Raw genomic sequence first — 12,134 nt, forward strand, 5'->3', positions numbered from 1 at the left:
ATTTGACTTGATAAAATTTAACCTCTCAAGCTTTTCAAAAACTTCTTTGCTTAAAAGCCCAAACTAAAAATTTCTTGCTAAAATATCGCAAAATTCCGCGTTCTGCGAATCGCTCTAAAGGATTTGTTTTGAAAAATTTGCCCTCTAAAAATCTCTTTGTCTACACCAGCTCGCGTGCGCTACGCGCGGCGTTGCAAAGCGAGAGCGGCGGCGTGCTGGCGCCAAGGATTACGTTGGCGGAATTCTACGAAAAGGCGCTTTTTGTACCGGATCTTGTCGCTTGCGGCGAGATAGACCGCGCGCTTTTTATGAAACAAGCGGTAAACGAGAGCAAGCGCGCAGGCGAGAGGCTTAAATTCCCTAGCGAGCTTTACGAGTTTATGTGCAACCGCGAGTATCTTTTCGGCTTTTTCAAGGAGCTTGCGACGGAGCGCGTAAGTATCGATGCGCTCGATCTTAGCGACACCTATGCGTGGTATGCCGAGCATTTTGAAATTCTGCGAGAGCTAGCGGGGGCGTATGCAAGGATTTTGCGTGAGCATGGATTTTACGACGAGATCACGCTGCCCGCGCTTTATGAACTAAACGAATCCTATCTGCGCGGATTTGAGTGGATAGAAATCAGCATCGACGGCAATCCTAGCGCATTTGAGTTCGAGGTTTTTAAGCGCGCTGCAGAGCTTAGCGAGGTCGTACTGAGCTTTAGAGCCACGACTTTAAATTCCAAGCCCGTGCGCGCGGTGGAGGAGCTTTGCGGCATAAGCCTAGAGCCAGGTTTTACCTACCGCGTAAATCTTGGTACGGGTGAAATTTTAAGCCGCAAGCCGCTAAGCGTGGGCGGAGCGGTTGTGTGTAGAGGCTTTGAGCTGCGAAGCTTGCAGGCGAGCTACGTTTTTGAAAAAATTTCATCCTTCGTGCGCGCGGGCATCGCGCCGGAGAGCATCGCGGTGATTTTGCCCGACGAGAGCTTTGCCGGCACGCTGCGGCTTTACGACGAGCGCATCGCAAGGGCTCGCGGCTCGCACCGCATGCTAAATTTCGCGATGGGCGAGAAGCTTAAAGATAGCCTATTTTACGTAACGCTAGAGAAAATTTCGCAGTGCTTAAAAGAAGCGCGCATGCCGAAATTTGGCGTAGATTACCACGCATTCAAAAGTCCGGATGGAGGATTTTTGAATGTGGAGGATTCCGCGGTACAGCAAAATTTAGCGCTAGGGAATTTCGCTTCGGAGAATTCTATTTCGCAAAATTTCGCACAGCAAAATTCCGCGTTTGATTGCGAAATTTTTTCAAATTCTAAAACGGATTTAAATTTTATATCTGCGGAGGCATTTGAAAATACGGAAAATTTTGAAATTCTGCACGAAATTTCGGCGGAACGCGCGAATAGCGCGGAAGAGCAAAGCTTTTCAGTAGAGTTTGCAGAGTTGCAAGAGCCCTTGGAGCATGTGCAGCAGCGCGATTATTCGGCTCGTGCAAAACGGCAGGAGCCTTCAAGGAAGCAGCAAGGGAGCCTACGATACTCTATGCAACTGGAGCATATAGAGCTTGAGGAAGAAGATAGGTATTCAAAAAGCCCTGAGCAGCGTGATCGCTTTAGGTGTTCTAAAATGCACGAGGGCGCAGATGAGTATCCGCAGCGCCCAAACCCGCAGGAGCTTGATCTGTTTTTTGCGAGTGTGGGCGTGGATGAGGCGCTTTTTGGCGAGTTTGTACGCGATTTTGCAAAGCAAGTAAGCTTCGAGCATTTTGAGGCGCTAATTGCCAAGCTCGCCTGTTTACCTAAAATTAGCGACGCGCTGCTGCAAGAAAAGCTAAAAGAGCCGCTATATCTAATTAAAATTTTGCTTCGAAAATTTAAGGACGAAAACCTAAGCTTGGGCAATCTGATCGATCTTTTTTTGTTAGAAATTTCGCGCATTAAGCTTGATGATGTTCGTGGCGGAAAGGTCACGGTAATGGGGCTTTTAGAGAGCCGCGGACTGCAATTTGACGGTGTGATAATCCCCGATTTTAACGATGATCTGGTGCCTAAGCGCAGTAGCGGAGAGATGTTTTTAAACTCTGCTTTGCGCGCTAGAGCAGGGCTCATCAGCCATGCAGACCGCGAAAATTTACAAAGATTTTACTACGACGGCTTGCTAAGAGGCGCTAAAAAAAGCGCGATTTGCTATCTGCAAAGCGTCGAGAAGTTGCCTTCGCGGTTTTTGAAAAGCTTTGAAGTGCAACAAGACGCGGAATTTTCGCAGGAAGATTATTTGCGGCTTTTTGGGAGAGAGGAATTTAAGCCCGCCTTATGCGGACAAGAAGATCCCATGGCTCGCCATGATTTTTTTGCCGAGGAGCTATCGTTTTCGCGGCTGGATACGTTTTTAGAATGCAAGAGGAAGTATTATTACCGCTACGTTTTCGGGCTAAAAGAGGGGCTAAAATTTGGCGAGGATAATGCGCTTTTAGGTAAAATTTTACATACGAGTTTTCAGCGTTTATACGAGCGAGCGGGGATGAAATTTAGCATGGAAAAATTTCGCTCTATTTATTCGCAGCTTGCGCGAGAAGCAGGGATTGCGCGCTTTGATGCGGAGCTTGAGCTAAAATCGGTAGAAAAGCTAGCTAAGCTTTTAGAAGAGCATGAGCAAATTTGGAGCTTTAGTAGTAGTGAAGTATCGCTAAAAGGCGAGCTTGACGGAGTGCGGCTGAGCGGGCGGATCGACCGCATCGACGAAGATAAGGCAGGGCGGAAGTTTATCATCGATTACAAACGTGGTTCAGCTAAAAAACATATGGAAAAATTCCAGCTTACGTTTTATCGCGCGCTTTTAGCCCAGGAGTGCGAATGCGCCTATCTGTCGCTAAAAGATTGCGCGTTTGCGGCTCCTGGCGACAAAACGCCTAGCTTAGAAAACCTACGCGAGACGCTAAGCTCTATCGGCAAGGAATTTGCAAGCGAGGTCGCTTTTACACGTACGGAAGCGGTGCAAAGCTGCGAATACTGCGCTTATAAGATCATTTGCAAGGGGCAGATTGATGGCAAAATTTGAAAATTATCTGGCGCTTGAAGCAAGCGCGGGCAGCGGCAAGACCTTCAATCTCGCAGTCAGGTTCATCGAGCTGGTGCTAAAAGGCGAGCCGATCAATGAAATTTTAGCGCTTACCTTTACTAAAAAAGCGGCTGCTGAGATGAAAACGCGCATCGTGGAGAAATTTCAAAATTTGCTTATCGTGCGCGACGGCGCTCTTGTGCCAAGCCCCGAGCTGGCGCAAATTTGCGAGGATCTAAATATGAGCGTGGATGAGGTTTTGGCGGCGCAGCAGCGCCTACTGCCTAAATTTTTAAGCGAGAGCCTAAACGTCTTTACCTTTGATGCGTTTTTTGCAAAGGCTCTGCGCTCCTTTGCGCTAAATAGCGGCATCGATCCAAGCTTTGAAAACGATGAAGGGATTTTGGGTGTGCAGCAGGCGGCGTTTTTAGGCGCGATTTGTAAAAACGAAACGCTATTAAGAGAGGTCGTGGATTATGTAAGCGACTCAGGAATGACAAAGAACGAGTTTTTAAATAGCTTACAAAGCATTTGGAGAGGCGATATAAGCATAAATCCGCCTACGCTTCCCCAAAACTCCGCGCTAGCAGAGATAAATGAAATTTTATCCTACTTGCAAAAAGCGGCGAGAGATGCGGGAGTAAGCGCTGGAGCCGTAAATGGGCTAAGCCCTGTTAGTGATCTGTCAAAATTATCTTCGGGCTTCATTCTTTCGGCTCTTGCCAACGGTAGTTTCGATTATCCGCGCTCGCAGCTTAAAAAAATTTCGTATCTTGACGGCGAGCTAGCAAGGCTAAAAGACGCCATAACTCGAGAAATAGCGTGGATGGATGCAACATATGCGGCTAAGCTGGCAGGACTAATTAAAATTTATGCCGAGGTGCTTAAATCGGTGCAGCGCAAAAGCGGCAAGCTTACATTCGGCGATGTTACCGCAGCTGTGCACTCGCTGCTAAATCCAAGCGCAGAGGCGTTGCAGGGCAATCGCGAGCTTTTATATTTCAGGCTCGATTCTAAAATCACGCATATTTTAATAGACGAATTCCAAGATACCGACATTTGCCAATATGAAATCATGCTGCCGCTAATCTCCGAGGCGCTTGCTGGCAAAGGGGCGGAAGAGCGCTGCGGTAGCTTTTTTTACGTAGGCGATAAAAAACAGAGCATCTATAAATTTCGCGGCGCAGAGAGAAAAATTTTTGATATTTTGCGCGAGCAGTTTAGTCAAATCAAAACGCAGAGCCTGCCGCGCAATTATCGCAGTTTAAAACTTATCGTAAAATTTGTAAATGAGATCTTGCGCGATAAATTTGCGTCTTATGAAGATCAAATCGCAGCAAATAAGCTAGATAGCGATCTGCCTGCTTCGGTGCTGCAAAAAATCAAGGATTATCCTCTTTCTCATCCACAAATGCCGCTATTTGAGGTGCAAAGCGATGATTACGGCTATGTAGCAGCGTTTTCATACGACGACGTGCTAAAGGGGGCTGTGGAGCAAGCGCGCAGGCTTGTTGAGGAGTGCGGCGTAAGAGCTGATGATATTGCGATTTTATGCTGGAAAAATGAGCACGTAAGCGCGCTAAAAGAGATGCTATCAGAATTCTGCGAGGTTTGCAGCGGCTCAAATAAGGCCCTGCGTTGCAGCGAGCAGGTAAATGCCGTAATTCAATATGCGAAATTTTGCGTAGGTGGCGATGAAATTTATCTGCGAAACGCCGAAGTGATTTTGGGTAGGCGGCTTAAAAAGATAGCGGTCGATCTGCATAAAAATGCGCAAAAAACGGCAGAATTTATCGCTAGTGCGCTGAAATTAAATTTTGTCGATCCGGATCTGCTGCTGTTTTTTGAGACGCTGGCAAAATTTAATAGTTTTAGCGAGTATCTGTTTGCAAACGACGAAACGGAGGTATTTGCCAAGGAACAAAGCGGCATTAAAATTATGACTGTGCATAAGTCCAAGGGGCTTCAGTTCCCGCACGTAATCGTTTGCGACCGCATCGGAGGAAAAGACCGGGGCGAGAGCTCAAAGCTCGCGACGGACTATGATTTTGCCACGCATAAGTGGAGAATTTTTTATAAATTTGCGAGCAGAAAGAGCCTGGATACGGAATTTGCAGCATTAATGGATGAAAACGATCGCTCTGCGCATGAAGAGGATATAAATAAGCTCTATGTGGCATTTACCCGCGCCGAACGCTCGCTCATCATCGTAAAACGCTCCGAGGCAAAAATAGATCAATACAATTATAGCTTTTTTTCGCCTTACGCCAAAAAGACCAAGGGCGCGGGCGTCGTGGAGTGGCTGGATATCCCGGATTTTCAATACGGCTATGTAATACCAAGCTTCGTAAAATCAGAAGAGCAGTCGTCGCAAAAAAAGATCGCGCTAGTAGCGGGCGAGCCTCAAGGCGCGCAAGAAAAAGCAGGCGGCGGCGAAACGGAGGCGCTAAGCGCGATATATTTCGGAGAGGCGCTGCACTATACTCTGGAGATGAGCGAAGGATTTGGGCCAGATGAAATTTTGCGAGGAGTAAGCCTGGCAAGAGGTCGCTACACTAAATTTTTAAATGATGCGGATTTTGAAAATATCGCGACGCGAGCGCTAGGACTAAGCAAAAACGAGGAATTTTTAGCTCTGATAAAGGGCGCTTGGGCTTATAAAGAGATGCCGATCAAAAGCGCGGAGGGTGATCTTTTGCGCGTGGATCTGGCATGCTTTAGGCAGGATGAAATTTTGCTTTTTGATTACAAAAGCTCAGAAAAATACCTCGCGCAAAACAAAGCTCAAGTGGCGCGATATAAAAGCGTAATCCGCGAGTTTTATCCGAATGTGCGGGTGCGCGCCTTCGTGCTGGCTCTCGAAGCTGCGGGCGCTAAGCTTATCGAAGTGAATGAGGAGGGATAAAATTTTAAAGCTTAGATAAAATTTGAGCGCAGATAGATTAAAGATAGCTTAAATTAAGCTATACGTAAGGATATTTCTATATAATCACAGCTCAAATTTTAATAAGGCGGAAACCATGACAGAAATTACAAAGCCTAGCGAAGTTAAGCGCGACTGGGTCGTTATCGACGCGACCGACAAAAGATTCGGTAGGATGCTTACCGAAGTTGCGGTATTACTACGCGGCAAACACAAACCAAGCTACACTCCAAACGTGGATTGCGGAGACTACGTCGTTATCATCAATGCTTCAAAAGCCGTATTTACCGGCAATAACAAAGGCGACGACAAGCTTTATCACAGCTACTCGGGCTATTTCGGAAGCGTAAAGAGCGTAAAATTTCAAGACCTGCTTAAAAACAATCCCGCAAAGCTCTACAGACTTGCGGTTCGCGGCATGCTTCCTAAGACGAAGCTCGGCAAGGCGATGATCAAAAAGCTATTCGTATATGAAGGCGGCGAGCACCCTCATACTGCGCAAACAACTAAAAAAGGAAAATAATCATGGCGACAATTTATGCAACCGGAAAGAGAAAAACTGCCGTAGCTAAGGTTTGGGTAAAACCCGGAAGCGGCAAGATCGTAGTAAACGGTATGGATCTAAACACCTGGCTAGGCGGTCACGAAGCGATCAAACTAAGGGTCGTTCAGCCGCTTTTGGCGACTAAGCAAGAGACCTCGATGGATATCACCGCGCAGACTTTGGGCGGTGGATATTCGGCTCAAGCAGATGCGTTAAAACACGGAATTTCAAAAGCACTTGCGGCTATGGATAAAGATTTTAGGGCGGCTCTTAAGCCAAAAGGTCTGCTAACTCGCGATAGTCGCGTGGTCGAGCGAAAGAAATTCGGTCGCCGCAAAGCGCGTAGAAGTCCGCAGTTCTCTAAGAGATAATGTTTTTTACAAATTTGTGGCGAAATTGTCGCAAATTTGTAAATTCTTTAAAAATTTTATGGTAATATCGAATTACAACTTTATTTGAAAGGATGTTTAATGAAGAAAGTTCTACTTGCATTAAGCTTGTGTGCATCCGGCGCATTGTTCGCTAGCGATGCTGATTATCACTGGGAGATCACCCCTACTATTGGTGGAATGACTCATGAGGGCAATATGGATTTGGATTCGAATTTTATGTTCGGTCTACGTCTTGCCAAAAATCTACAAGATTCGTTTATCGATCAAGTAGAGGTTGGTTTTGATTACTCTCGCAATATTGGCGTAGAGGATTTAGCTCACAGAGTAGGCAACGATAAGCCTGACGCTAAATATTATCACATCAATGCTGTAAAAGACTTGGTAAATTTTACCGATAATTTCAAACTATACGGCTTGCTAGGTCTTGGCTATATGGATTACACCAAAGACGTTTACAACGATGGCGATCAAGATAGCGGCTTCGGTCAATACGGCTTGGGTCTAAAGTACTACATTACCGACAATTTCGCTACAAAACTTGAAGCACGCGATGCTATCAGATTTGACGACGGCAACCACGTATTGTTCTATACTCTAGGCTTTGCAGTTGATTTTGGCAAGAGATATGCTGACGCAGCTCCAGCTGCCGCTCCGGCTCCTACAGGCTGCAAAGACGCAGATAACGACGGCGTATGCGATAATGTCGATAGATGCCCAGGCACACCTGCTGGTGTAGTTGTAGATGAATATGGTTGCGAGAAGGTTATTAGATTAAATTTGGGCGTAAATTTTGCTACAGATAGCTCAAAAATTTCCCCTGAGTTTATGAACCAGATCAAAAACGTAAGCGACGTGCTAGTGGCTCACCCTGATTACAAAGTAATTCTAGAGGGTCACACCGATAGCACCGGTTCGAATGCATATAATCAAAAGCTTTCCGAGCGCAGAGCTGCTGCAGTTGGAGGTGCGCTTAAGAGCTTCGGCGTAGATGCCAGTAGAATCACTACTGTAGGATACGGCGAGACTAAGCCTATCGCTACAAACGCTACTAAAGCAGGCCGCGCTCAAAATAGACGCGTTGATGCTAAATTTAGAAAATAATCTTTTCTAGATCCACATAAGCGGGGCTTCGGCTCCGCTTTTTTTATATCCAAATTAAATTTTAAAATGCCAAAATTCCAAACCACTCTGCTTTTCGATCTCGATGGTACGCTCATAGACTCCACGCCCGCGATACTGGATGGCTTTCACTACGCGTTTGCGCATTTGGGCGCTACAGAGCCTAGCGACGAAGCGATTAAAAGGCTTATCGGGTATCCTTTAGAAGTGATGTTTGAACGTCTAGGTGTGACGCGCGATGTGCAGAATTTCGTGCTCGCCTACAAACAGCGATATGCGCAGACTTTTTTAGATCAGACCGTTCTGTTAAGCGGTGCGTTCGAAGCGGTTCGTGCGGCGAGCGAGTTTGCAAACTTGGGTGTTGTGACGACCAAGACGTCGAAATTTTCTAAAATTTTATTGCAGCATCTGGGTATCGCGGAATTTTTCGGCACCATCGTCGGGCGAGAGGACGTGCAAGATCCCAAACCAAGCGCCGAACCGATTTTAAAGGCCCTCGAAAATTTAGGAATTTGCGGCGCGACCGCTAGCCAAAGCCCGCATGTGGCTCGCGGTAAAACTCACGACGCGACTGCCGATGAAAATACAAGCGTTGCTAGCAGGAACGCGATTTTGAGTGAAATTTCAGCACCTGATTTAAAGAGCCTTCCTGCGCTTGATCCTGATCCTAGCGAAGTTTACGAGCAAAATTTAAGCAGCATCGCGAGTCAAAATTCTGATAGAATTTCGTTTAAAAATTTAAGCGAAGTAAAGAGCGATAGACATGAGGCTGGCGATAATAGCCAAAAGAGCGGTGTCGACATTGAGGGCGAGAGCGATAAAGGTGGCGCGCGCGGCAGTAAAATTTATGATGCGCATGAGATAAATTCCACTCCTTGTTATGACAAAATTTGCAGTGACGAAATTCTGCCTTCTGTAAGCCAAAATATCTTTATGATCGGCGATACGTCGCTTGACGCCATCGCGGCAAAGTCGGCAGCGGTGCGAAGCGTGGGCGTAAGCTGCGGCTACGGCAGCGCCTCGGAGTTACGGGCGCATTTTGAGTTCGTATGCGCGGACGCAAAAGAGGCGGTTGAGCTGATACGCAAAATTTCATCTAAATTTTAGGCGCGACAAAGCGAAATTTTACCTAGTTTCGATGCACTATTTTTGTAAATACTTAGAAGTGAACCCGCGCCCGAAATTTAAAATTTCCAATTAATTTTTGAGTTTTAAACAGCACGCGATATGAATTTGCTCGTGCTATTTAGCTGGAAAGCAAGGCGCTTTCTAAGTGTTCAAACGATGCGTGGAGTTAAATTTCGCATATTTCTGCTCTGGTCTAGCAAAATAGCCTGTGCCATATAACGATATATGAGAGATTTCACTTTGTTCGTCGTGCTTGATTTGATTCGTCGAATGTTTGGTATTAACACAATGTATGAGAAAATTTTACCGCAGTCAAATTTTATGTAATTTCGCAATATCTTTTGAGCCTGCGAACGGCCTTTGCAAGAAATTTCATGTAAGCTTCGCGCCTAAATTTTGGTTTTGATTTTAGTTTAGACCCCATTTAGTAGCAATAAATTCTACGCTCCGCTTGAGGCAAGTATTTGACAGGCTTTTTGTGCGATCTTGCCGCAAGTCTATTTGACACTTATTTAGAGCGCTGTATTCAGGTTTTGTCGCAATCATGCTCGCTGCGGATTTTCGGTGCGATTTATAGCATTTAAGGCCGCGCCCGCGCCCAACGAGCACTAAACATATATGTTTTGAAGGCTTATATGCTAAAATTTCATCCTGCGACAAATAGCTCGCGAAGGCGTAAATATAGGATAAACTAGCCAAATTTTAAAATTTAGCTCCGCGGCGAGCAGCCATATTCTTTTATCAAAGCCTATGAAAGCAGCGTTAGCTTTTGCGTTTTAATTTTATCGTTTAGGCGCAGCAGGGCTTTAAATTTAATTAAAATTTTGCAAAATTTTAAAATTCCACCCGCTCTTATGCTTTTTTAAAGCAAAATTCTATAAAATACCGCTTCCGCAATGGGCTATCGTCTAATGGCAGGACAACAAACTCTGGATTTGTGAATATAGGTTCGACCCCTATTAGCCCATCCACTTAAATTTTTAATCCCCTTTATCATAGCTAGCGTTTGAAATTAATTTGCGCATCATTTTTGCAGATCATGGCAGCATTTGCCGGCTAAAGCAAATTGCGTTGAGCCATAAAATACGCAAAATTTTAGCGAGCTAATAAGTAAGTTGCCGCTTTAAAGCGGCGGATTATTTGATTTTTTCTTTGCCTTTGTAAGTGGCGATGCTTTGATACGAGCCGTCTTTTTTAAACGCTACCACGTCATAGACCTCGGGCTGAGAGCCTTGCTCCATACCTGGTGCTTCTAGTGGCATGCCAGGCACTGCTATGCCGATGACGTCTTTAGGCTTATTTTTTAGTAACGTGCGGATTTCGCCTACTGGCATATGTCCTTCGATTACATATCCGTCTATGATCGCGGTGTGGCAGCTAGCGAGCTCGAGCGGAAGCCCAAGCTCATTCTTCTTCTGAATAAGCGGCTCGTCAGCCAGCGAAATCATCTCGACTTCAAAGCCATTTTGCTCCATATATTTTGCCCAGTTATGGCAACAGCCGCAGCTCTCGCCGTGATATACCTTGACGTGTTCGCCCGCCACCGCATAGCTACCTAATGCCGCTAAAAGCGCACCTGCAAATAAAATTTTCTTCATATTTTACTCCAGTGATTAAAAGTCCTCGATTATACAATACGTATAGTAAATTTTTAAGAGCGAACCATATAACTCTAAGATTAAATTTGACGAAGCAGACCCGCTCGTAAGCCGAAATTTTACAAAATTTTAAAATTTCGGCGTCGCGGATAAGTTGGTTATAGGCACTGAGAGAGTGCTGATTTGATAGCGGATTTTGATACGTAGCCTTCCGAGTCGCTGGTAAGTGATACGTCGCAGCCTGGCTTATAGTTTTTCCAGGTGTAGATATTGCCATTGTCTTCGGTTGTCTTGATGGAGTCTGGCTGTTTATTCCATGCAGAAATTACTTGATTGATATGAAATGCATCGCTGCGATCTTTCGGCGCATTAGTCATGCCTGTGCTATCGGGCAAGGTCGTTTCGACCATATCGGTGGTGCCTGCGGTGGAGACCTCTTGGACTTTATCATTTACGCCGCCGATATTTGTTTTGCTGCTTTGGGATTTTGTTTGATTGCGTACTCCGCTTGGTTCGTTGGATATATTCCAGTTGGAACAACCGATAAAAAATACCGCTGCTACGAGCGCAGCTATTAAATTTCTCATAAAATTCTCCTTCAAAAATTTCGTTGCGATAGTAGCACATTTATCTTTAGTTTAAAATAAATCCGAGCCCTTGAAATTTGAAATTTCGTAGGAATTTTGCGAGGCGTTTCAGTAGGAATTTATAAAATTTCGGATAATATTCAAAGTTTAATACCAAACGGGCTTTTAAATTTTGCACGGCAAATGCCTTTTTGGCTACCAAATTTTAAAGGATTTTTGATGTATGCTATCATCAAACACGGCGGCAAGCAGTATAAGGTCGAAGAGGGCAACTACCTAAATTTAGACCATTTTAATGCTGAGCCGAAAGCAAAGCTCGAGCTTAGCGAAGTTTTAGCGCTAAACGACGGCGAGTTAAAGGTAGGAGCACCGTTCGTAAAGGGTGCCAAGGTGGTTTTGGAGGTCGTTTGCGAAGGCAAGGATAAAAAAGTCGTTATCTTCAAAAAACGCAGACGCAAAGATTCAAAAGTAAAACGCGGCTTCAGACGCCAATATACCCGCGTCAAAGTCGTTTCGATTAACGCATAAAGGATAGGAAATGGCACACAAAAAAGGTCAAGGTTCAACCCAAAATAATAGAGATAGTATCGGACGCCGCTTGGGTGTTAAAAAATTCGGTGGCGAGTTTGTGCGCGCGGGCAACATCATCATCCGCCAGCGCGGCACTGCGACGCACCCAGGCTGCAACGTAGGCATGGGCAGCGATCACACGATTTTCGCGCTGATCGACGGCGTCGTAAAATTTGAGCGAAAAGATAAAAACCGCAAAAAAGTATCGGTTTATCCGGCTGCGTAAATATCG

The 12,134-nt window shown here is 45.4% G+C and carries 10 protein-coding genes and 1 tRNA gene; 9 read left to right on the top strand and 2 right to left on the bottom strand.

Going from position 1 to position 12,134, the window contains the following annotated elements; genetic code table 11:
• The first annotated feature begins 128 nt into the window (after positions 1-128).
• The 7 genes from Q0101_RS01760 (at position 129) to Q0101_RS01790 (ending at position 10,118) form a co-directional block, all read left to right on the top strand.
• On the top strand, positions 129-3,041 hold the full coding sequence (locus tag Q0101_RS01760; RefSeq protein ID WP_297941709.1) for a PD-(D/E)XK nuclease family protein: 2,913 nt from the start codon (positions 129-131) through the stop codon (positions 3,039-3,041).
• Entirely contained in the window at positions 3,028-5,946 is a 2,919-nt protein-coding gene (locus tag Q0101_RS01765) for a RecB-like helicase (RefSeq protein ID WP_297941711.1), read from the top strand. Before Q0101_RS01760 ends, Q0101_RS01765 begins: the two co-directional genes overlap by 14 nt.
• Positions 5,947-6,061: 115 nt before the next feature.
• A complete protein-coding gene (gene rplM, locus Q0101_RS01770) occupies positions 6,062-6,487 on the top strand; it encodes a 50S ribosomal protein L13 (RefSeq protein ID WP_005869672.1) in 426 nt (141 codons plus the stop codon).
• 2 nt (positions 6,488-6,489) lie between these two features.
• Entirely contained in the window at positions 6,490-6,879 is a 390-nt protein-coding gene (gene rpsI / locus Q0101_RS01775) for a 30S ribosomal protein S9 (protein ID WP_005869670.1), read from the top strand.
• Between the two features lie 99 nt (positions 6,880-6,978).
• Complete coding sequence (locus tag Q0101_RS01780; RefSeq protein WP_297941712.1) at positions 6,979-8,001, top strand: OmpA family protein; 1,023 nt, start codon at positions 6,979-6,981, stop codon at positions 7,999-8,001.
• A gap of 66 nt (positions 8,002-8,067) precedes the next feature.
• A complete protein-coding gene (locus tag Q0101_RS01785) occupies positions 8,068-9,126 on the top strand; it encodes an HAD hydrolase-like protein (RefSeq protein ID WP_297941714.1) in 1,059 nt (352 codons plus the stop codon).
• 918 nt (positions 9,127-10,044) lie between these two features.
• Positions 10,045-10,118: transfer RNA gene (locus tag Q0101_RS01790), tRNA-Gln, on the top strand.
• Positions 10,119-10,283: 165 nt separating this feature from the next.
• Here Q0101_RS01790 and Q0101_RS01795 read toward each other — a convergent pair.
• Together Q0101_RS01795 and Q0101_RS01800 are read right to left on the bottom strand one after the other, a co-directional pair.
• Entirely contained in the window at positions 10,284-10,745 is a 462-nt protein-coding gene (locus Q0101_RS01795; protein ID WP_297941716.1) for a DUF411 domain-containing protein, read from the bottom strand.
• 158 nt (positions 10,746-10,903) lie between these two features.
• On the bottom strand, positions 10,904-11,332 hold the full coding sequence (locus tag Q0101_RS01800) for a hypothetical protein (RefSeq protein ID WP_040303372.1): 429 nt from the start codon (positions 11,330-11,332) through the stop codon (positions 10,904-10,906).
• Positions 11,333-11,551: 219 nt separating this feature from the next.
• Between Q0101_RS01800 and rplU the strand changes: the two genes are divergently transcribed.
• Positions 11,552-11,860, top strand: coding sequence for a 50S ribosomal protein L21 (gene rplU, locus Q0101_RS01805; RefSeq protein ID WP_040303368.1), 309 nt, complete (start codon positions 11,552-11,554; stop codon positions 11,858-11,860).
• Positions 11,861-11,870: 10 nt separating this feature from the next.
• Positions 11,871-12,128 (top strand): 50S ribosomal protein L27, encoded by a 258-nt coding sequence (gene rpmA, locus Q0101_RS01810; protein ID WP_291938329.1) that lies wholly within the window; start codon positions 11,871-11,873, stop codon positions 12,126-12,128.
• The last annotated feature ends 6 nt before the right edge of the window (positions 12,129-12,134 follow it).

The sequence above is a fragment of the uncultured Campylobacter sp. genome (genome assembly GCF_937921625.1).
GTDB lineage: Bacteria > Campylobacterota > Campylobacteria > Campylobacterales > Campylobacteraceae > Campylobacter_B.

Bases quoted from the DNA above. Each gene is read 5' to 3' on its own strand.
- Q0101_RS01765 (WP_297941711.1), top strand. From the start codon at position 3,028: ATGGCAAAATTTGAAAATTATCTGGCGCTTGAAGCAAGCGCGGGCAGC.
- rplM (WP_005869672.1), top strand. From the start codon at position 6,062: ATGACAGAAATTACAAAGCCTAGCGAAGTTAAGCGCGACTGGGTCGTT.
- rpsI (WP_005869670.1), top strand. From the start codon at position 6,490: ATGGCGACAATTTATGCAACCGGAAAGAGAAAAACTGCCGTAGCTAAG.
- Q0101_RS01780 (WP_297941712.1), top strand. From the start codon at position 6,979: ATGAAGAAAGTTCTACTTGCATTAAGCTTGTGTGCATCCGGCGCATTG.
- Q0101_RS01785 (WP_297941714.1), top strand. From the start codon at position 8,068: ATGCCAAAATTCCAAACCACTCTGCTTTTCGATCTCGATGGTACGCTC.
- Q0101_RS01795 (WP_297941716.1), bottom strand. From the start codon at position 10,745: ATGAAGAAAATTTTATTTGCAGGTGCGCTTTTAGCGGCATTAGGTAGC.
- Q0101_RS01800 (WP_040303372.1), bottom strand. From the start codon at position 11,332: ATGAGAAATTTAATAGCTGCGCTCGTAGCAGCGGTATTTTTTATCGGT.
- rplU (WP_040303368.1), top strand. From the start codon at position 11,552: ATGTATGCTATCATCAAACACGGCGGCAAGCAGTATAAGGTCGAAGAG.
- rpmA (WP_291938329.1), top strand. From the start codon at position 11,871: ATGGCACACAAAAAAGGTCAAGGTTCAACCCAAAATAATAGAGATAGT.